This is a genomic window from Streptomyces pseudoechinosporeus (assembly GCF_054783935.1).
The window spans coordinates 250,934-269,478 of record NZ_BAAGPS010000050.1; the positions used below are offsets into that span (position 1 = coordinate 250,934).

Below are 18,545 nucleotides of genomic sequence, written 5' to 3' on the forward strand. Positions count from 1 at the left end.
ACGGTGAGTTGTGGATCAGCTGTGACAGGGGAGGCTTAGCCCAATGCCCTGCCCAGCAGGTAGATCGCCGGGGCCGCCGCCGCGAGCGGAAGGGCCACTCCCGCCGTGAAGTGGACGAAGCGGGACGGGTAGTCGTAGCTGGCGACTCTGTGGCCGATCAGGGCCGAGGCGCCGGCCGCGGCGCCGAGGAGGGCGCCGCCCGTGCCCAGGTCCGTCAGGGCACCCAGCCCAAGGCCCATGCCCGCCGCCGCCAACAGGGCGACCAGCAGTGACGCCGGTGTCGGGAGGGGGAGCGCGCGGGCCAGTACCGCCGCCGCTACCGCCGCCGCGCCCACCGTCACCGCCTCCGAGGTCGCCGCGAGATGCCCCGTCGCGACGATGGCCAGCGCCGCGGAGGCGACCGTGGCCATCAGCCCGTACATGCGCTCGTCGGGTTCGGCGCGGCTGCGGAGTTGGAGGACCAGGGCGAGCAGGACCCAGACGCCGAGGGTGCCGAGGATGGCGGCGGGGGCGTTCTCGCGGCCGGCCACGAGCAGCACGACGTCCGCCGTGAGCGCGCCCGCGAAGGCCACCGCGATGCCCTGCCGGGCGGGCCACATGCCGTTCAGCCGGAACCAGCCCGCCGCGGTCACCGCCTGCAGGATCACCAGCGGGACGAGGAGTGCGTACTCGCCGATCGCCGCCGTTCCCGCGAGCAGCGCCCCGAGCACCGCCGTCAGCGCGGCCGGCTGCCCGCCGGGTTCGATGATCGGTGAACGCCCCTCGGCGCGGGCACGCTGGGCGTCGGTGACCCGGGGGTTGCCGGTGAGGGTGGGCGGTCCGTACGCGGGGGCGGAGGCGGGGACAGCGGGGTCAGGAGCAGCGGATACCGGTGCGGGTGCGGGCGCAGGCGCGGGCGCGGATACCGGCGCGGGTGCGGGCGCAGGCGCCGGAGCGGACGGCGGCGCGAAGTCCCCGTACGCCGGACCCTGCACATACCCGTACCCCTGGCCTTGACCCTGGCCCGTGTGATCCCAAGCCGGAGTCGGAGCCCCGTACCCCTGGGACGACTGGTCCGGAGCCGGAGCCCCGTACCCCTGAGACGGCTGGTCCGACGCCGGAGCCGGAGCGTGACCCCTGTACCCCTGAGACGGCTGATCCGGAGCCGGAGCGTGCCCCCCGTACCCCTCAGCCCGCTGATCCCACCCCGGCGTATGGCCCCCGTACCCATGCCGCGTCTCATACGCCGGCTCTGCCGGAGCCGGAGTCGGAGCCGCCGCCGGCGGCACAGGCGGCGTAGGACGTGCGTGGGTCTGGGTCTCCCACGTCTGGCCCTCCCACTGCTGGGTCTGGTGCTGCGCGTCCTCGTCGGACTGCTGCTGCCTGGGCCAGCGGGGCTGCTGCTGTTGAGGGGAGCCGTGCCCTTCGTGCGCCCCTCCCCCACTCTCGGCTTCGCTCGAGCGGGGGGACCCCCACTGCTGGTTGCTCATGATGCCCGTCACCCTCCTGCGAACGGCGGGAGCACCTCGACCGTGCCGCCCTCGGCCAGCTGTACCGTCTCATGTCCGCGGGTGCCCACGGGGTCACCGTCGATGAGGAACGAGCATCGCCGCAGGACGCGGACGAGTTCGCCGGGGTGTCGCGCGCGTGCCGCGTCGAGCGCCTCGGCGAGGGTCTCCGCCTCGTACGGCTCCTCGGCGACGCCGGCGGCGGCCTTGGCGGCGGCCCAGTAACGCACCGTGCCCTGTGCCATCACGTTCCTCGATCGGTAAGTCAGCGGGTGTCGGTCAATGGTGACAGTCGACACGGACAGGCTAAGCGGTCTCGGGGAGGTGGGGTGCGTTCCCGCGTCGTCCGGTGCTGGGGGCACCCCCAGCGGTAGCTGGGGGAGCATCGGCGTGCTGCCGCATCGCCCTCGTACTGGACGTACTTGGGTGATGCGGCAGTGCGGCGAGGTGCCGTGCCGGGCGGCGCGGGGGCGTGCCTCACCTCCCCGAGACCGCTTAGTGCGGCGCAGAAGCCGCCCACGCACCGATCCGCCCCAGCAGCGCATCGTCGGCCGCGTGCTCCGCGTGACCCATGCCTGCCTCCAGCCACAGCTCGGCGTGGCCCTCCCCCGCGGCGGCCAGCATCCGGGGGTGGTCCAGCGGGAAGTAGCCGTCCAGTTCGCCGTGGACGATCAGCAGGGGTGTGGGGGCGATCAACGGGACCGACTCGACGGGGGAGAGCGGGACCGGGTCCCAGTCGCAGTGGTGGATCCGGGTGCGCAGGCCGTAGCGGCTGATCGTGCGGCCCAGCGGGCGGGTCACCACCCAGTGCAGTCGCCGCATGGGTGCCGTACCCCGGTAGTACCAGCGCGCCGGAGCGCTCACCGACACCACCGCGTCCGTATACGCTCCCGTGCGTCCCACCTGCCCCTGCTGCTCCTGACCGGGCCCCCGGCGGTGCATCGCCGCGTGCCGCAGCACCACGGATCCGCCCATCGAGAAGCCGACCGTGGCGACGCGGGTGTGGCCGAGCTCTCGTGCCCAGGCGACCGCCGCCGCCAGGTCGAGCACCTCGCGGTCGCCCACCGTGGAACGCCCGCCGGAGGCCCCGTGCCCCCGGAAGGAGAACGTCACCACGGCCGCGTGCTCCGCGAGGACACCGGCCACTCGGCGTACGTGCGGCCGGTCGAGATCCCCGGTGAACCCGTGCGCGACAACGATCGCGAGCTCGTCGGTAGGGGGCGCGGACGTGCGCTTTCCGGGCTCGTACGCGGCGTCGATCGTGACCCCGTCGACCGTGCGCAGAAACCTCCGCCGCTCGGCTCGCCGTGCTGTCTCAGGTAGTGGACGATTGAAAGATCGCGTCACATGACCTGCCGGACCTTGGTTCATGTGGGCTATTCTGCTGGGTAAGAGGACTCGGGCAGCGTAGCCCCCGAGTCCTTTTGCGCTTTCTGGAGCGTTGTATACGAACGCTGTATACGGCGGGAAAGCGCAACCGCGGCGCCCAGGGGCGCGGGAGCCGCAACAGTACGGAAGCAGTGCCGCAAACGTCCTCGCAGGGACCGAGGAGGAACCAGACGTATGGGCGAGCGATTCATGCACGACCGCAAGACGACCCGGGTAGGTGGGACACGATGAGCTCTCTGCTGCTCCTGACCAATGCCCTTCAGCCGTCGACGGAGGTGCTTCCCGCTCTCGGCCTGCTTCTGCACAACGTGCGAGTGGCTCCGGCGGAAGGCCCCGCTCTCGTCGACACCCCTGGTGCCGACATCATCCTGATCGACGGCCGCCGTGATCTGCCGCAGGTGCGCAGCCTGTGCCAGTTGCTGCGGTCGACCGGTCCCGGCTGTCCGCTGATCCTCGTCGTGACGGAGGGCGGCCTCGCGGCCGTCACCGCCGACTGGGGCATCGACGACGTGCTGCTCGACACCGCCGGTCCGGCGGAGGTCGAGGCGCGGCTGCGGCTGGCCATGGGCCGCCAGCAGATCGTCAACGACGACTCCCCGATGGAGATCCGCAACGGCGATCTGTCGGTGGACGAGGCGACGTACAGCGCCAAGCTCAAGGGCCGGGTCCTGGACCTGACCTTCAAGGAGTTCGAGCTCCTGAAGTATCTGGCCCAGCACCCTGGCCGCGTTTTCACCCGCGCCCAGCTCCTCCAGGAGGTCTGGGGCTACGACTACTTCGGCGGTACGCGCACGGTCGACGTCCACGTACGACGGCTGCGCGCGAAGCTCGGTCCGGAGCACGAGTCGCTGATCGGGACCGTCCGGAACGTCGGTTATCGATTCGTTACGCCGGAGAAGCTGGACCGCACCGCGACCGAGGCGAAGGCCCCGGCAACCCAGCCAAAGCCGGAGGATGCGGACGAGACGGCGCATCTGGACGCCACCTCGGACGCCGAGCTCACGACAGAGGACGAGGAAGCCGCCGTACGCCCTGCCCAGAGGTAGGTCCATCCGCGTAGACTCCGCGCGTGGCAAAGGTGACTCGGGATGATGTGGCGCGACTGGCGGGTACTTCCACCGCCGTCGTCAGCTACGTCATCAACAACGGACCCCGGCCGGTCGCCCCGGCCACGCGCGAGCGCGTTCTCGCCGCGATCAAGGAGCTGGGGTACCGGCCGGACCGGGTCGCCCAGGCCATGGCCTCGCGGCGGACCGACCTCATAGGCCTGATCGTGCCGGACGCGCGCCAGCCGTTCTTCGGCGAGATGGCGCACGCGGTCGAAGAGGCCGCCTTCGAGCGCGGAAAGATGGTGCTCGTCGGCAACTCCGACTACGTCGGCGAGCGCGAGGTCCACTATCTGCGGGCCTTCCTCGGGATGCGGGTCTCCGGGCTGATCCTCGTCAGCCATGCCCTGAACGATCTGGCCGCGGCCGAGATCGAGGCCTGGGACGCCCGGGTGGTGCTGCTGCACGAGCGGCCCGAGGCGATCGACGACGTCGCTGTCGTGACGGACGACATAGGCGGCGCCGAGCTCGCCACCCGCCATCTCCTGGAGCACGGTTACGAGTACGTGGCCTGTCTGGGCGGCGTCGCCGAGACCCCCACCGTCGGCGACCCGGTCTCCGACCACGTCGAGGGCTGGCGGCGTGCGATGCACGAGGCCGGGAAGTCCACGGAGGGTCGCCTCTTCGAGGCGCTCTACAACCGTTACGACGCCTACCAGGTCGGCCTGAAGCTGCTCGCCGGGCCGAACCGCCCACCCGCGATCTTCTGCTCCACCGACGACCAGGCGGTCGGCATCATGCGGGCGGCGCGCGAGCTGCGTATCGACGTGCCGGGCGAGCTGGCCGTCGCCGGCTTCGACGACATCAAGGAAGCCGCGCTCACCGACCCGCCGATGACCACGGTCGCCTCCGACCGCCCGGCGATGGCCCGCGCGGCCGTCGACCTCGTCCTCGACGACGGCCAGCGGATCGGCTCCCGCCGGGAGCGGTTGAAGCTTTTCCCCTCACGGCTGGTGGTACGGCGGTCCTGCGGTTGCGCTCCGCGCTAAGCAAGGCTCTGAAGCTGCGGGTCGTCTGTGGCTGGTCGCGCCCACGCGGCGGAGCCGCATATCGACACTGCCCCGCGCCCCTTACGGGGCGCAGGGAGCCGCATGGTGTGACAGCCCCGCGACCCTTACGGGGCGCAGGGAACGCGCGTTCTCAGAAGAGCAGGTTGTACTGGTTGAAGCCCGTGCCCAGGCTCACGCGTGACGAGAAGAGGTCCGTCGACGCCTTGCCCGTGCCGCGGTAGAGCCACAGCGTGCCGTCCGAGCCGCGGGCCATGACGTCGGCTATGCCGTCACCGGAGACGTCGCCGTTGGTGACGAGCGACGTGAAGTTCCAGCCCGTACGCGCCTTGATGCGGGCCGACCACGGGGCCGACTGCTTGCCGGTGCCGCGGTAGAGCCACAGGGTGTTGTCCGGGGAGCGGACCAGCAGGTCGGGCTTGCCGTCGCCGGAGAGGTCGCCGCGGCCCATGACCTTCACGCCCTTCCAGGCGCGGTCGACGACCTTGACCTTGCCGTGGAACTCGCCGTTGCCCCGGCCCGCGTAGACGTACGTCGAGCCGTCCGCGTCCACCGCGACCAGGTCGGGGCGGGCGTCACCGGTCAGGTCGCCGGGGAAGGCGTAGGACTTGTAGCCGCCCCAGACCGTGGTGATCGGCATCCAGGTCCACTCCCAGGTGGAGTGGTCCATGTAGCTGCGGTACAGCTTGCCGTCGTTCCGGTCCCGCACGATCTGGTCCTGGAGCCAGTCGCGGTCCAGGTCGGTCTGCATGACCCAGCTCGCTTCCTGCCAGCCGTTGCTCTGGTAGGCGCGCTGCGTGAGCGAGGTGCCCTTGCTGTCCTGCCGGAACAGGTTGCCCGAGGGCGTACGGGCCAGCAGGTCGGCGCGGCCGTCGTACGACAGGTCGGCGTCGTCGATGCGCGGCTGGGCGGCCCAGGTGTACGAGGACACCTTGGTGAACACCGGGTACGCGCCCTCGGCCGTGCAGCCCGCGACGCCCCAGGAGACGATGCCGACGACCTTGCCGCCGACGACCAGGGGGCCGCCGGAGTCGCCGCTGCAGGGGCTGTTGGTGCCCTCGTCGGTGCCGGTCGCCGGGGTGCCCGCGCAGGTCATCGCGCCCTCGATGAAGCCGTCCCTGCCGAGTACGGACTGCATCGCGCTGTTGCAGGTCGAGTCGGCGACCATCGGCAGGCTCGCCTTGCGCAGCTTCGCCGCGGGTTCGCCGCCGCCGGAGGTCAGGCCCCAGCCGTAGACGGTGCCGGTGGTGCCGGGCTTGTAGAGCGCGCTGTCGTCGGACGCGGCCAGACGCAGCCACTGCTGTTCCAGCGGGCGGTCGAGGGTGAGGACCGCGACGTCGTTCTGGATGGTGGCCTCGTTGTAGCGCGGGTGCGTCCACTGGGCCCATACGCCGGCGGGGGTGCCGTTCGCGTAGTCGTCGAGGTCGGTGCTGCCGGCCAGGACGGCGCCGTTGGCGGTCCAGTCCAGGCCAGCGACGCAGTGGGCGGCGGTGAGGACCTTGGCCGGGGCGACGAGGGTGCCGCCGCAGAAGTAGCTCTCGCCGGTGGTCTCGTCGTGGTAACCGAGCTGAACCATCCACGGGGCGCCGGAGATCGTCGTCTCCGAGCCGCCGATGATGAACGGCGTCTGCTTCGGGGTCTCGGCCGGGCTCTGGGCGGCCGGGGCCGCCTGGTCCTCGGCGGCGTCGACGATCCGGTCGCGCAGTTCCTTCGGGGACGCGGTGTGCTTCGGTGCGGCTTGCCCGAGGCCCGCTTCGGGCAGGGCGGGCGGCTCGTCCGCCGCGGTCGCGGGCTGTGCCGCGAGTACGCCGGCGCAGCTCAGCGCCAGCGCGAGAGCGGCCGCCGTCACAGACGATCTTCGGCGGCCACGCAAGGCAGTTATCACTCAGGGCTCCTGAGAGTGGTGATGTTGAGAGTGGTGTGTCGTGAACCCACCAAGATTGCGGCACGCGAGCTCGTCTGCATACGAGCTTCACAGCAGGCCGACAAGTGTTCGTTCGCCGCTTCCGTCACGGCACCGAGCTGTAACCCCCTGTTTCACCGGCCTGGCGGCTTTATATCGGGCAAACGCGGTTCTAGCGGGCTTCTCAGGTAGCCCTCAGGGCCCTCTCATGCTTGCGCGCCAAGCTCTGAGTCATGACCGAGAGCTTCCGCCGCAACGGCGAGTACCCCCAGGGCGAACAGCAGCAGTCCGCGTACTCCCAGCAGGAGCACGCCACTTCCCAGCAGGAGCACTCCGCGTTCGCGGGACCCTCCGCGGGCTCCCCCGTGAACCCGGAATGGCCACCTCCGCCGGCGTACGAGCCGACGCACAACCCGGCGCCGGAGCACGAGCCGATACACAACGCGGCCTCGGCGCACGACCCGTCGCAGCAGGCCACCGCCCCCTCCGCGCTCCTCACCGAGCCGGTCTCCCCCGCCGCCCCCCGCCGCAGGCGCGCCCGGGGTCCGCTGGCGCTGCTGGCCGCCGTGGCGATAGCCGCCGCGGCCGTGGGCGGCGGCACCTCGTACGCCTTCCAGGAGCTGACCGGCAGCGACACCGTGCCGAGCAGCAGCACCACCACGAGCGTCGTGCCCACCAGCCAGAAGGGCACCGTCGCCGGGGTCGCCCAGGCGGTCAGCCCGAGCATCGTCGAGATCAACGCGACCTCGTCGGTGGGCGAGGCCACCGGTTCCGGCGTGATCATCACCAGCGACGGCGAGATCATCACCAACAACCACGTCGTCTCCGGCGCCGACTCGATCAAGGTGACGACGAGCGACGGCAAGTCGTACTCCGCTCAGGTCGTCGGCACCGACAGCAAGAAGGACCTCGCGCTGATCAAGCTGGAGGACGCCTCCGGGATGAAGGCCGCGACGCTCGGCAACTCCGACGGCGTCAAGGTCGGCGACGAGGTCGTGGCGATCGGCTCCCCCGAGGGCCTGACCGGCACCGTCACCAGCGGCATCGTCTCCGCGCTCGACCGGGACGTCACCGTCTCCACGGAAGAGGACCAGGGGCAGGGCCAGGGCGGCGGCAACGGTCAGTGGCCGTTCGGCTTCGGCGGCCAGGAGTTCAACGGCGACACCGGTTCGTCGACGACGACGTACAAGGCGATCCAGACGGACGCCTCCCTCAACCCCGGCAACTCCGGCGGCGCGCTGATCGACATGAACGGCAACATCATCGGCATCAACTCCGCGATGTACTCGCCGGCTTCGGCCACCTCGGCGAGCGCGGGCAGCGCCGGCCTCGGCTTCGCCATCCCGATCAACACCGTCAAGTCCGACCTGGACACGCTGCGGGCCGGCGGTTCCGACAGCTGAACCCCCTCCGACCAGTAGGAGTACGTCATGATCAAGCAGGTTTCGCACACGGTGACCAGCACCGACCCGGCCGACCCGGCCCTTGCCCTTGAGGTGGCGTACGAGCTGCACGCGCCTCGGACGCGGGCGCCTGAGGTGGTGGTGGCCCCCCAGATGATGGGCCTGCGCATCACTGCCGCCCGCCCGCACCGCCGCAAGGTGCCGCTGAACCGGCTCACGACGGTGCACGGTTGATCCCGCCCGGCTCCTCTCACTCTTTACGCGCCCACCGGGAACCATGCGAGGCTGACAGCGTTCAGCACCGTCAGTCGTCCCATGTCGTCCCACCGCACCCGAGGAACCCGAAGCCCATGAGCCCCGCCGAAGGCGACCGTGACATCCAGCGCATCCTGATCGTCGACGACGAGCCCGCGGTGCGTGAAGCACTCCAGCGCAGCCTCGCCTTCGAGGGATACGACACGGAGGTCGCGGTCGACGGCGCGGACGCCCTGGAGAAGGCGACCGCGTACCAGCCCGACCTGGTCGTCCTCGACATCCAGATGCCCCGCATGGATGGGCTGACCGCCGCCCGCCGGATGCGCGGCGCGGGCACCACCACGCCCATCCTCATGCTCACCGCCCGCGACACAGTCGGCGACCGCGTGACCGGGCTCGACGCCGGCGCCGACGACTACCTGGTCAAGCCCTTCGAACTCGACGAGCTCTTCGCCCGTATCCGCGCCCTGCTGCGCCGCAGCTCGTACGCGGCGTCCATCGCGGGCGCCACCCAGGACGACGAGGCCATGACCTTCGCCGACCTCCGCATGGACCTCGCCACGCGCGAGGTCACGCGGGGCGAGCGGCAGGTGGAGCTCACCCGCACGGAGTTCACGCTGCTGGAGATGTTCATGGCGCACCCGCGCCAGGTCCTCACCCGCGAGCAGATCCTGAAGGCGGTCTGGGGCTTCGACTTCGAGCCCTCCTCCAACTCCCTTGACGTGTACGTCATGTACCTGCGCCGCAAGACCGAGGCGGGCGGCGAACCGCGCCTCGTGCACACGGTGCGGGGTGTCGGGTATGTGCTGCGATCGGGCGGCGCGGAGTGAAGGGAGTCCCGAAGGTCGTACGGCGCCTGCGATCGCTGCCGATTCGCTCGCGCTTGGCGTTGCTGGTGGCGGCGGCGGTGGCGTTCGCGGTGGCGGCGGTTTCGGTGGCTTGTTGGTTCGTTGTGCAGGGGAAGCTGTATGACGAGCTGAACGAGGATCTGACGGCGAAGGCGAGCAGGTCGCAGCCGCAGAATATCGCCAAGGTCCAGTCGCTTCTCTACGGCTGTCCCGACTCTCCGACGGACACGGCGGGCTTCTCTCATCGGAACGACTACTACTTCCAGCTGGTCAAGTCAGACGGCACTCCTTGCGTCTACGACGACTCCGCGGGCACGGTGAACGTCATCGGCAGCGACATCGACGTGATCGAGTCGGGCACCGGGCAATTCCGCGACGGCATCGACAGCGAAGGCAAACACGTACGGGTGCTGACCGTGCCCCTGCTCGTCACGGCGGGCCCCGGCACCTCGAGCGTGTCCGACGACGCCGCCCTCCTCGTCGCCTACCCCCTCAACAGCACCGAGTCCACCCTCAACGAACTGGCGCTGCTCCTCCTCGCCGTTTCCGGCATCGGAGTGGTGGGCGCCGGAGTGGCGGGCCTGTGGGTCGCCCGGGCGGGCCTGCGCCCCGTGGACCAACTCACGGACGCGGTCGAGCACGTCGCCCGAACCGACGACCTCACCATCCGCATCCCGGTGGAGGACGACAGCGAGGACGAGATCGCCCGCCTCTCCCGCTCCTTCAACTCGATGACGGCGTCCCTGGCTTCCTCCCGCGACCTGCAACAGCAACTGATCGCGGACGCCGGCCACGAACTCCGTACGCCCCTCACCTCACTCCGTACGAACATCGAACTCCTCACCCGCAGCGAGGAGACGGGCCGCGCGATCCCGCCCGCGGACCGCAAGGCGCTCCTGAACTCCGTGAAGGCCCAGATGAGCGAACTGGCGTCCCTGATCGGCGACTTGCAGGAACTGTCCCGCTCGGACTCGGGCCAGCAGGGCGACCGCGTACAGGTACTGGACCTCCAGGAATCGGTGGAGTCGGCGCTGCGCCGCGCCCGCCTGCGCGGCCCGGAACTGACGATCACGGCGGACCTCCAGCCCTGGTACGTACGCGCCGAACCAACGGCGTTGGAGCGGGCGATCGTGAACGTCCTCGACAACGCGGTGAAGTTCAGCCCGGACGGCGCCACGATCGACGTAAACCTCAAGGCCGGCGAACTGACGGTCCGAGACCATGGCCCCGGCATCCCCACGGAGGACCTCCCCCACGTCTTCGACCGCTTCTGGCGCTCCCCGTCGGCCCGCGCCCTGCCCGGCTCGGGCCTGGGCCTGTCGATCGTGGCGCGTACGGTCCAACAGGCGGGCGGCGAGGTGTCGTTGACCCCGGCGGAGGGCGGCGGAACGGTGGCGACGATCCGGCTGCCGGGGGCGCCTACGCCTCCGCCGGAGTTGCCGTGATCGACGCCCGCACAGGGGCTGGTTGCCAGAAGAAGTGCATCACCGTAGGCGAGGGCATCGAGCCGCCAGTCCATCTGCCAAGGCGGCCCCATGAACCCGCCGGTCACTCGCCAGGCTCCAGTTCCCGCGTCCTGTAGCGGACCTTCGACACCTCTTCGAGGAGGGCCTGAGCCTCAGCGAAGTCAGCGGTTTCCGCCGCGCGGTGGTGCAGATCCCTCACGTGAGCGTCGAGCCTCGGATCACGGGCAATCGCGTACTCGCACCACCAGCGAGCCACGAAAGCGGGGACAGGGCCAAGATCGTACGTGTCGGCGATCGCGCGCTTCCAGTGTTTGTCGAAGTCGGAGAGGAGTTGGGGGGTGTGCACGGCGATGGCCTTGCGCAGCGCCTTCGGGGCCCGCTCCGGCATGGGAGGGACGGCCCATTGGGGTTCGTTCATGGTCCCGGCGTGGGGGTTAGTGGAAGCCGAGCATGCCGGGGGAGTCGATGTCGACCGTGAGAATGCCGGGCGGGTAGTCGTCCGCCCGACCCGTAAGGATGATCGACATGCCGCCCGTCTCGAGGTGTGGTGTCGCGACGTAGAGCGTGTGACAGGTGTCAGGGCCGCCGTAGCCCTCCCTGAACATCCCACCGACCGTCGTCGCCGCCGCCTGGCCGAGCGCGTCGACCATGACACCCGGGAGTGCGAGCACATCGCTGGCGACGCCCTTCTCCGCCGACTCGGCGTACATCAGGCACAGCGCCGGGATGTGCAGCCAGTCACCTGGCGTGTGGGCCACGTTGTCGGCGAGGTGATGTAGAGCGCGGTGCCCCTGCGCGAGGGCGACCACCGCGCTCGTGTCGAGAACGATCACGCGGCCATACCCCGCTGAGCGTGCATCTTCTCGGCGGCCATGGCGTAGATGTTGGCCAGCACATCCGGCCCTTGGTCGAACTCCTCGTCGGTCAGCGTGCACCCCATCCGCTCGCGCAGCACCTTGCGCGTGGCGGCGACACGCTCTGCGATCTGGTCGGCGGTGAGCTGCTGGGACGCCAGCTCCTCGACGAGCTGCCCCAAGGTCATCCCCCGCTCCTTGGCAACCTGGGCGAGATGGTCGCGGGCCTGTCGGGACACCTGAATGGTCGTGTTCTCTGCCATAGCTCCACCATAGCCATGCCACAGCCCATCATGACCCCGGTTTCCGTCCGCTTCACCCGATGGTGTCGGCCCTCTATCGCCCTTGAGCCCCTCCACGAAAGCGGACAAGGACACTGCTGAGAACACCAGCGGACGGACAGCCGGGACCTTGCCTCCCTCACGCCGGAGCTCACCCCGTCGAAAGATCGCTGCCGACGCGATCTAGGCTGAGGCCGGATCTTGATCAGGGGGAGCGGGCAGTGCGGGTGGAGCGAATTGAACGGCACCGGGTCGGTGAGGCGGTGGTCTCGGCCGTACGCGATGACTTCACCAGCCGCATCGGCTCGCAGGTCCGGTCGATGTCGAAGGCTGGGCCGGTGACGGCGTACGAGTGGTGGACGCTGGCCGAGGAGTTCGTCGACTACCTGGGTGCGCTCTCCGTCGAGACGCCCGATCTCCACACCCCGGAGGCGAAGGCGGTGTTGCAGGACGCCGCCGAGGCCGCCGCCGGAGCCGTAGCGTACGCGGCGTACTACCCGCACAACCACTTCCAGGTCTTCCTCAACTACGTCAACTGGGGCATGGTCTACGACGCCGGGTCCGAGGGCAGCCCCGAGTCGGTCACCGCTGCCAAGTGGCTCGACGCCTTCTGCCTGGCCGTTCTCGCTGACAAGGCCCAATGGCACGGCGAGGCCTTCCACTTCGCCCGGGAACAACCCCAGAAGGGCAGCGCCGGATACCCCGACGCCGAGCTGATCAACGGCTTCATGGCGTACGTCATCGGCGACACCGGAGACGACGACGCGAACTACCCGCCGTCCCGCGAGGAGAAGCTCGCCGCGATCGACGCGGCACTGGCCCGAATCTGGCTCCTGGACGCCGAGGTGACCGAAGACCTGCTCGACCGGCCACACACCACCGCGCTGTACGCCCTGCGGGCCCTCACCGTGGGCGACCAGGAAGCCTTCGGCACCGCGGTCGTGCGTCTCCTCCTTCCGCACGCCGCCCTCCCCGGCCAGGGCGCCTCCCCCAGCACCCTGCTGCCGCTTCTCCCTCTCGCTCTGACGGCCCTCGCCCACCGCCGCGAGGGCTGGCCGCTCCCCGTCGACACCGACTACCTCCCGCACGCGCTGATCACCGGTTTCGAGACCGCGCCACCGAGGGTGGGTGCGTACGGCCGTGACCGGCGCGCGGACGCGATCACCGAACTGGCCCACGGTGTGGTCGAGTTCGAACGTCCCGTGGATCCACAGCCGCTGACCCTCGAGAGCGCGGCCCAGTTCGAGCGGTTCACCAGGGAGGCCTTCACGCCGGTGCCCGGCGAGCAACTCGCCGTCTGGCAGCTGGCGCACGCGATGACCGACCAGGAGATCCTCTTCAAGACCCGCGCCTCGCACTCCGCCGACGTCACGGACCTCCAGCTCGGAAACCTGCGGCTCGCCGCGGAGCTGGGCGCCGCGCTCTTCCGTACGACGCTCGCGGAACCCGGCGCCGACGTCGAGGTGACGATCGACGGTACGACGGTGAGGTACCCCGCGGGCCTCGACGAGGAAGCCGGGCCGGGCTCCTGGCACAAGGCCGTCGACTTCGCCCTGATCACGGGCCGCCGCGAGGACCTGGCGCCGCTCGTCCTCGCCGGTCCGACGCGCGCTCACAAGGACGGTTCCCTCTTCGCCTCGTACCGCGAGGCCCTGCACGACTACCTGCGCGGCGAGGACCCGGAACCCGCCACGGACCGCGCGCTACGGGACTGCGAGAAGGCGAAGAACCAGACCTTCCTCCCGCCCCCGGCCATCCTCTTCTCCCAACTCGTCGAGGGCGACGAGGAAAGCTTCAACCTCGCTCTTCTCGACGCCCTGGAAGTCCACCGCGACCACCACCGGGTCGCCGACCGCGCGACGGACTGCGACGCCGCGATCAACCTGGACATCCTGGCCCTGACCTGCCATGCGCGTCGTCGGGGGTGGAGTATCGGGGTCACGTCGCCGTATTTGCCGGCGCGGATTCTGGGGGCGGCGGAGCCGTTCTAGGCCCGCACCTCGTGCTTGACCTGTGTCAGGAACGACGCCCATACCTCGAGCCCTGCCCCGAGCTCCTGGACGCCCTACGGACACGCCTGCGCGCGCTGGACGAACACATCGACACTCTCGCCCGCTCCCGCCAGGTCCTCCACGACTACGTCGAGGCCACGGAACGGCGGGTGCCACGGGACAGCCGTATGTCCGGAGCGGAGTGATCTCACCCCGCTCCGGACATAGAACCCGCCGCTGAACCAGGACGGACTGGTCGGCGCCCTGACGGGCGGGACGATGAGCGTCGGGCGGGCTGGGACGCCTGCCGCGGTCCCGGGACCCCTCCCCACCCGGGCACGCTAGAGATGTCCCATGACGAATCTGCGACCGCTTGCCGGGCCGCTCCGTTCCGCCGTGCTCACGGGCCTCGTGGTGCTCGCCGCCCTCACGGTGCCGGCGTGCGGTTCCTCGGAGCCGAAGACCCCCTCTCCGGGGGAGCTCTTCGGGGAGTACATCGACTCGACTGACGTCAAGAACGACCCGTTCGGCAATGGCGGGACGCCGGAGGACCGGAAGGCCAACCTCGCCGCTCATGGCACCCCGCAGCAGATACTCAACGGGCTGCTGTCCGCCTATCCATGCGACACCGTCGAGGACGAGGACTGCCCCAGCGCCGGGAGCCGGACCTACCAGCGCCACGTCCTGGTCAAACACGAGGACGAGTCGCTGGAGTTGATGCCCCTGTACGTGACGCGCCGCTCCGGCAAGGCCGCCGTCCTGACCGACTCCAAGGGCGAGTCGTACACCGGCGGCCTGGACGACTTCCGCCGGCACAACGACCTGCTCGGCACCGGCGACCTGGTCCTCACGCCCCGCGCCATCACCTCCACGTCGGGCAGCAAGCTGGTCGTGGTCTCCGGCCACACCGACACGGACACCTGGCACCCCTGGCTCATCGGCGGAGCCGTCACCGTGGTCGTCCTCGCGACCGGGGGCCTGGCCACCCGCGAGGTCATCCGGCACCGCTCACGCGAAGTGGTGTAGCGAGGCGGAGCGTGCGACTCCGCAGGTCACGGCTCGCGCTGGGATCGGTGTTCCGGCAGGTCGGCGAGCAGTCGACGTGGTCAACACCGGCCAAGGCGGACGTGGCAGTCGGCCAGCGGGGCCGCACGGCCTCACGGATCCGGGCGTGGGTCACGACCTGGCTCAACATCGTCCAGGACGAGTTCCCCGGCCAGCGCGTCGGCGTCTACACCTCCGGCGACGACATCGCCAACGGCCACCTGCCGCCGGGCGTGCCGCTCTGGTACCCGGCCTACCCCTGGGGCGCCGCCCCGTACAGCCGCGCCGAGGCCCTCGCCGTCCGGCCGCCAGCCCCTGTTCTGGCAGTTCACCAGCCAGCCCCTCGACCGGAACATCTGCTACCTGTCCGCCGCCGGACTGCGCGCCTGGGCGGCGGGAGAAGAGGAGGACGACGTGGCGCTCACCGATGCCGACGTCGAAAAGCTCTCCTCAGCGGGACGCCCTAGCCATCCGGCGGTACCAGCCGTCGCCTGCCAGCGTGTTGCGCAAGACACGGCGCCGCGAGTCTCGCTCCTCGGGCGTCTCCGGCCCGATCGACTCGGGCAGCTGCACGCTGGCTCGGTGGAACGGAATGACCTGCGCCAGCGGCCGCCCCTTCGGCAGGACGTGCAGGCCGTCCGGCCCGGTGGCGATGAAGGGCAGGTGCACCGGCGCGGTGTAGGTATCGGTGTCGACCACGCCGCTGAAGATCTCGATGATGTCATCCGGCCGGTTCAGCGGCGGCAGGAACAAGCAACTCCAGCCGGGCGGGGTGCGGATCGCCCAGTGGTTGTGGAACTTCATCGGCGGCCGGGGCTCGTACGTGTTGCCCGCCACCTGGAACGGCGTGTGAGTGCTCACCATCTCCCGGTCGAAGTCCCAACCAGCATTGACGGTGCGGCCACCGTCGGTGATCTCCAGCCGGACCGTCGCAGCCAGCGGGAGGATCCAGCCGGTGCTCAGCGCGTCGAGAAACGGCATGCAGCGCTTGACGGTGACGGCGAAGTCGGTCGGGCTCAGGTGCTCCGGGTCAACGCCGGGAAGCCTGCGCAGCCACGCCGGCAGGACAGTGCGCGCGGGCGCAGGCTCGGCGATCACGCCGTGGTCCTCAGCCCGGCAGCGGAAGGTGATCGTCTGCTCGCGGTGCTTCACGGCACATCCTCCAGGTCGGACAGATCGGGAACGGGCCGCAGCGGCCCCGACCCGGGGCCGCTGCGGGGAGGGGTCAGCTGGTGTTGCTCGACGTGTTCGAGCTGGTGTTGCTCGACGTGTTCGAGCTGGTATTGCTCGACGTGTTCGAGCTGGTATTGCTCGACGTGTTCGAGCTGGTATTGCTCGACGTGTTCGAGCTGGTATTGCTCGACGTGTTCGAGCTGGTGTTACTCGACGTGTTCGAGCTGGAAGCGACTACGTCGCCTTCCTCGGCGAGGGCGGGTGCAGTGCCGCCGAGGAGCAGTGCGCCGGACAGCATTGTTCCCGCCGTTATCCCGGCAAGACGTGATGGCATGGTTGATCCCTTCCGTGCACTCTGTGCACTCTGGTACCAGCGAATGTCCGTGCAAACAGATGTGCTGCTTCCCGTGTGAGCTGGCCGCCTGAGGCGGCCCTACGTCACCGGAGCCCCCTGGCTCAGGGGTGCACAGCTGTTACGGCAATCACTCTTTGCTCCCTGACTGCACTCCGCAACTTGGGCACCATGCCCGGGAGAGCCCATGTCGACAGAGGTGGCCCGACGGCCCCAGACAAACGGCCCCCGGCGTGATGACGGCGGGGGCCCTGTGTTGAATTGGGGCTAACGCTTGCAAGAACCCTTGCGGGATCAGTTGCGTCAACAGAGCGTGACCGCCATCAAGCGCCCAGCTTTGGACCCGTGGTGCCTGGGAACGAGAGAAGGGCCTCCGGTCCGAAAACCGTAAGGCCCTTGTCCCGCGCCCCGATTGACGGTCAGGGGGTACCCGTTCCTAATGGAGGCTAGGAATTGGAGCCATTGTGCCCCGTTAGAGTGATCACACGAACGGTGAGCGCATCGCGGTCCTGAGGGCCCGGAGATCCGCCAGTCCGACCTGGCGGAGATGACCGGGCTGTCGCTGCCCACCGTCCAGCAAGCCGAGCAAGACCGCCGCCTCACCCTCCCGACCCTGCTGAAGATCTCCGACGCGCTCGGAGTCGACACCTCGGTGATCCTCGGACAGCAAGCCCCTCGCCGCGCCATGCAGCACGAGGACCGGGCCATGCTGCGGGCCCTGTCCCGCGCCGTCCACGACACCTGGGAGGGCATACTCGCCCTCACTGTTCACGCCTTTTGCGTGGCAGGGGCCATGAGCCCGCGATTCACCCGATGACGTTCGCCCTCGTATCGCCCCTGATCCCCTCCACGAACGCGGACCAGGACACGGCTGAGAACACCAGCGGACGGACAGCCGGGACCTTGCTGTCGCGGACGGGGACTATGCCGGGGTGGCCGTCGGCGACCTCGAGGCAGTCGTTGGCTCCCCCTTCGCTGTAGCTCGACTTGCGCCACAAGGCGGTGCTGAGGTCGGGGGTGCGCGTCATGATCTGTGCTCCTCCAGTACGTCCCTGATGAACGCAAGCGAGTCCGACGGGGACAGCGCCAGATCGCGAAGCCGATCGTAGGACAAGCGCTGGCGCAGAACCTCGTCCGGTTCCTCGATCAGTCGGCTGCAACCGTTGCCTTCCTTGTAGGCAACAGCACTTCCGTCCCTCTGCCAGAGCAGAGTCAGCGACCCGGTCATATGGTGGTGCGCTCCCGCGGAGAACGGCAGTACTTGGAAGGCCACGTTGGGCCACATCGCGGCAGCCTCAAGGTGAAGCAGCTGGTCGTGCCAGGTCTTGGCACGGGCAGCGGGGCGCCGAAGTGCGAACTCGTCCATGATGATGCGGACGTCGGGCTCCGGCTTCTGACGTAGGAGGTACTGGCGACCCAGCCGTGCCGCCACCTGCTCCTCGACGGCCTCGTCACCGTCAGCCGTTGTCTGAGCCCCAGACAACACCTTCCGGGCAAAGTCCTCGGTCTGCAGCAGGCCCGGCACCGCTGGCGTGAACACCCGCATGACCCGAGCCGTCGCCTCCAGCCCCATGAACTCCTTGTACTGGTCCTTGAAGGCATCGAACCGCGCCGCCTGCCAGTGCCTGACCAGCAGGTCACCGGCCCCGTAATACCCGTCCAGGTCCTCCATGACCGTCACCTTGGACAGCCGCTCACCCGACTCCAGGCGGGACAGATAGCTCTTGTCGTACCCCGTCTCCTCGGCCAACTGCCCGAGCGACTTCCCGGCCTGCTCCCGCAGGAACTTCAGCGTCCGGCCGAGCACAGCCCGCCCCGGCTCCCGCTCCCCGTCAACGACTTCGCCCACGTCACCCCTCCCCGTTGCCTGGCACCCCAGGCAACACCGAACCCCTTCCGCAGCGTACGCCGAACCTGTGACGATCTGGGCACGAACGGTAATCACCGCTCGTCACGACGAAGCCAACCGACAAGAAGGAGCGCCGA

General features: G+C 69.7%; 21 protein-coding genes. 11 read left to right on the forward strand and 10 right to left on the reverse strand.

The window, feature by feature from the left end; all coding sequences use genetic code 11:
* Positions 1–35: 35 nt before the first annotated feature.
* The 3 genes from ACYVO6_RS35290 to ACYVO6_RS35300 form a co-directional block, all read right to left on the reverse strand.
* The gene (locus ACYVO6_RS35290; RefSeq protein ID WP_461068467.1) at positions 36–1,469 is read right to left on the reverse strand and encodes a hypothetical protein; all 1,434 of its coding nucleotides are present in this window, start codon (positions 1,467–1,469) and stop codon (positions 36–38) included.
* Positions 1,470–1,477: 8 nt separating this feature from the next.
* Entirely contained in the window at positions 1,478–1,732 is a 255-nt protein-coding gene (locus ACYVO6_RS35295; protein ID WP_461068469.1) for a MoaD/ThiS family protein, read from the reverse strand.
* A 250-nt stretch (positions 1,733–1,982) separates the two neighbouring features.
* Positions 1,983–2,858, reverse strand: coding sequence for an alpha/beta hydrolase (locus ACYVO6_RS35300; protein ID WP_461068471.1), 876 nt, complete (start codon positions 2,856–2,858; stop codon positions 1,983–1,985).
* 245 nt (positions 2,859–3,103) lie between these two features.
* On the opposite strand from ACYVO6_RS35300, the gene ACYVO6_RS35305 reads away from it, so the two are divergent.
* Together ACYVO6_RS35305 and ACYVO6_RS35310 are read left to right on the forward strand one after the other, a co-directional pair.
* Positions 3,104–3,922 (forward strand): winged helix-turn-helix transcriptional regulator, encoded by an 819-nt coding sequence (locus ACYVO6_RS35305; RefSeq protein WP_461068473.1) that lies wholly within the window; start codon positions 3,104–3,106, stop codon positions 3,920–3,922.
* A 23-nt stretch (positions 3,923–3,945) separates the two neighbouring features.
* Complete coding sequence (locus ACYVO6_RS35310; protein ID WP_461068475.1) at positions 3,946–4,971, forward strand: LacI family DNA-binding transcriptional regulator; 1,026 nt, start codon at positions 3,946–3,948, stop codon at positions 4,969–4,971.
* Between the two features lie 151 nt (positions 4,972–5,122).
* On the opposite strand, the gene ACYVO6_RS35315 is transcribed toward ACYVO6_RS35310, so the two are convergent.
* Complete coding sequence (locus ACYVO6_RS35315) at positions 5,123–6,874, reverse strand: trypsin-like serine protease (protein WP_461068477.1); 1,752 nt, start codon at positions 6,872–6,874, stop codon at positions 5,123–5,125.
* 251 nt (positions 6,875–7,125) lie between these two features.
* Between ACYVO6_RS35315 and ACYVO6_RS35320 the strand changes: the two genes are divergently transcribed.
* The 4 genes from ACYVO6_RS35320 to ACYVO6_RS35335 all read left to right on the forward strand — a co-directional run bounded on the left by ACYVO6_RS35320 (position 7,126) and on the right by ACYVO6_RS35335 (position 10,843).
* The gene (locus tag ACYVO6_RS35320) at positions 7,126–8,295 is read left to right on the forward strand and encodes a S1C family serine protease (protein ID WP_461068479.1); all 1,170 of its coding nucleotides are present in this window, start codon (positions 7,126–7,128) and stop codon (positions 8,293–8,295) included.
* Positions 8,296–8,322: 27 nt separating this feature from the next.
* Entirely contained in the window at positions 8,323–8,529 is a 207-nt protein-coding gene (locus ACYVO6_RS35325) for a hypothetical protein (RefSeq protein ID WP_461068481.1), read from the forward strand.
* A 116-nt stretch (positions 8,530–8,645) separates the two neighbouring features.
* Positions 8,646–9,380, forward strand: a complete 735-nt coding sequence (locus ACYVO6_RS35330; protein ID WP_461068483.1) for a response regulator transcription factor — start codon at positions 8,646–8,648, stop codon at positions 9,378–9,380.
* Positions 9,377–10,843: a sensor histidine kinase gene (locus tag ACYVO6_RS35335; protein ID WP_461068485.1), complete on the forward strand. Its 1,467-nt coding sequence runs from the start codon at positions 9,377–9,379 to the stop codon at positions 10,841–10,843. The genes ACYVO6_RS35330 and ACYVO6_RS35335 overlap by 4 nt, the downstream gene beginning before the upstream one ends.
* A 103-nt stretch (positions 10,844–10,946) precedes the next feature.
* On the opposite strand, the gene ACYVO6_RS35340 is transcribed toward ACYVO6_RS35335, so the two are convergent.
* Genes ACYVO6_RS35340 through ACYVO6_RS35350 form a run of 3 tightly spaced genes read right to left on the reverse strand, consistent with a single transcriptional unit; the run spans position 10,947 to position 11,981 of the window.
* Positions 10,947–11,282 (reverse strand): DUF6247 family protein, encoded by a 336-nt coding sequence (locus tag ACYVO6_RS35340; RefSeq protein ID WP_461068487.1) that lies wholly within the window; start codon positions 11,280–11,282, stop codon positions 10,947–10,949.
* A gap of 16 nt (positions 11,283–11,298) precedes the next feature.
* Positions 11,299–11,697 carry a hypothetical protein gene (locus tag ACYVO6_RS35345; RefSeq protein ID WP_461068489.1) on the reverse strand — a complete coding sequence of 133 codons (399 nt, stop codon included), beginning with the start codon at positions 11,695–11,697 and terminating at the stop codon, positions 11,299–11,301.
* Entirely contained in the window at positions 11,694–11,981 is a 288-nt protein-coding gene (locus ACYVO6_RS35350; protein ID WP_461068491.1) for a hypothetical protein, read from the reverse strand. The genes ACYVO6_RS35345 and ACYVO6_RS35350 overlap by 4 nt, the downstream gene beginning before the upstream one ends.
* Positions 11,982–12,226: 245 nt before the next feature.
* Here ACYVO6_RS35350 and ACYVO6_RS35355 point away from each other — a divergent pair, with 245 nt between their 5' ends.
* The 3 genes from ACYVO6_RS35355 (at position 12,227) to ACYVO6_RS35365 (ending at position 15,016) form a co-directional block, all read left to right on the forward strand.
* Positions 12,227–13,990: an immunity 49 family protein gene (locus tag ACYVO6_RS35355; protein WP_461068493.1), complete on the forward strand. Its 1,764-nt coding sequence runs from the start codon at positions 12,227–12,229 to the stop codon at positions 13,988–13,990.
* An 11-nt stretch (positions 13,991–14,001) separates the two neighbouring features.
* Complete coding sequence (locus ACYVO6_RS35360) at positions 14,002–14,196, forward strand: MerR family transcriptional regulator (protein WP_461068495.1); 195 nt, start codon at positions 14,002–14,004, stop codon at positions 14,194–14,196.
* Positions 14,197–14,344: 148 nt separating this feature from the next.
* Complete coding sequence (locus ACYVO6_RS35365; protein ID WP_461068497.1) at positions 14,345–15,016, forward strand: hypothetical protein; 672 nt, start codon at positions 14,345–14,347, stop codon at positions 15,014–15,016.
* 468 nt (positions 15,017–15,484) lie between these two features.
* On the opposite strand, the gene ACYVO6_RS35370 is transcribed toward ACYVO6_RS35365, so the two are convergent.
* A complete protein-coding gene (locus tag ACYVO6_RS35370; protein WP_461068499.1) occupies positions 15,485–16,132 on the reverse strand; it encodes a DUF6065 family protein in 648 nt (215 codons plus the stop codon).
* Positions 16,133–16,266: 134 nt separating this feature from the next.
* Here ACYVO6_RS35370 and ACYVO6_RS35375 point away from each other — a divergent pair, with 134 nt between their 5' ends.
* Both ACYVO6_RS35375 and ACYVO6_RS35380 read left to right on the forward strand, forming a co-directional pair.
* Positions 16,267–16,620, forward strand: a complete 354-nt coding sequence (locus ACYVO6_RS35375) for a hypothetical protein (protein ID WP_461068501.1) — start codon at positions 16,267–16,269, stop codon at positions 16,618–16,620.
* Positions 16,621–17,106: 486 nt separating this feature from the next.
* Complete coding sequence (locus ACYVO6_RS35380; RefSeq protein ID WP_461068503.1) at positions 17,107–17,376, forward strand: hypothetical protein; 270 nt, start codon at positions 17,107–17,109, stop codon at positions 17,374–17,376.
* On the opposite strand, the gene ACYVO6_RS35385 is transcribed toward ACYVO6_RS35380, so the two are convergent.
* Together ACYVO6_RS35385 and ACYVO6_RS35390 are read right to left on the reverse strand one after the other, a co-directional pair.
* Positions 17,366–17,587: a DUF397 domain-containing protein gene (locus ACYVO6_RS35385; RefSeq protein WP_461068505.1), complete on the reverse strand. Its 222-nt coding sequence runs from the start codon at positions 17,585–17,587 to the stop codon at positions 17,366–17,368. The genes ACYVO6_RS35380 and ACYVO6_RS35385 overlap by 11 nt on opposite strands.
* Complete coding sequence (locus tag ACYVO6_RS35390; RefSeq protein ID WP_461068507.1) at positions 17,584–18,408, reverse strand: helix-turn-helix domain-containing protein; 825 nt, start codon at positions 18,406–18,408, stop codon at positions 17,584–17,586. Before ACYVO6_RS35390 ends, ACYVO6_RS35385 begins: the two co-directional genes overlap by 4 nt.
* Positions 18,409–18,545: the final 137 nt, after the last annotated feature.

Excerpts from the sequence above, each read along its gene's own strand:
- ACYVO6_RS35290 (WP_461068467.1), bottom strand. The coding sequence starts at position 1,469 with ATGAGCAACCAGCAGTGGGGGTCCCCCCGCTCGAGCGAAGCCGAGAGT.
- ACYVO6_RS35295 (WP_461068469.1), bottom strand. The coding sequence starts at position 1,732 with ATGGCACAGGGCACGGTGCGTTACTGGGCCGCCGCCAAGGCCGCCGCC.
- ACYVO6_RS35300 (WP_461068471.1), bottom strand. The coding sequence starts at position 2,858 with ATGAACCAAGGTCCGGCAGGTCATGTGACGCGATCTTTCAATCGTCCA.
- ACYVO6_RS35305 (WP_461068473.1), top strand. The coding sequence starts at position 3,104 with ATGAGCTCTCTGCTGCTCCTGACCAATGCCCTTCAGCCGTCGACGGAG.
- ACYVO6_RS35320 (WP_461068479.1), top strand. The coding sequence starts at position 7,126 with ATGACCGAGAGCTTCCGCCGCAACGGCGAGTACCCCCAGGGCGAACAG.
- ACYVO6_RS35325 (WP_461068481.1), top strand. The coding sequence starts at position 8,323 with ATGATCAAGCAGGTTTCGCACACGGTGACCAGCACCGACCCGGCCGAC.
- ACYVO6_RS35330 (WP_461068483.1), top strand. The coding sequence starts at position 8,646 with ATGAGCCCCGCCGAAGGCGACCGTGACATCCAGCGCATCCTGATCGTC.
- ACYVO6_RS35340 (WP_461068487.1), bottom strand. The coding sequence starts at position 11,282 with ATGAACGAACCCCAATGGGCCGTCCCTCCCATGCCGGAGCGGGCCCCG.
- ACYVO6_RS35350 (WP_461068491.1), bottom strand. The coding sequence starts at position 11,981 with ATGGCAGAGAACACGACCATTCAGGTGTCCCGACAGGCCCGCGACCAT.
- ACYVO6_RS35365 (WP_461068497.1), top strand. The coding sequence starts at position 14,345 with ATGACGAATCTGCGACCGCTTGCCGGGCCGCTCCGTTCCGCCGTGCTC.
- ACYVO6_RS35380 (WP_461068503.1), top strand. The coding sequence starts at position 17,107 with ATGACCGGGCTGTCGCTGCCCACCGTCCAGCAAGCCGAGCAAGACCGC.
- ACYVO6_RS35385 (WP_461068505.1), bottom strand. The coding sequence starts at position 17,587 with ATGACGCGCACCCCCGACCTCAGCACCGCCTTGTGGCGCAAGTCGAGC.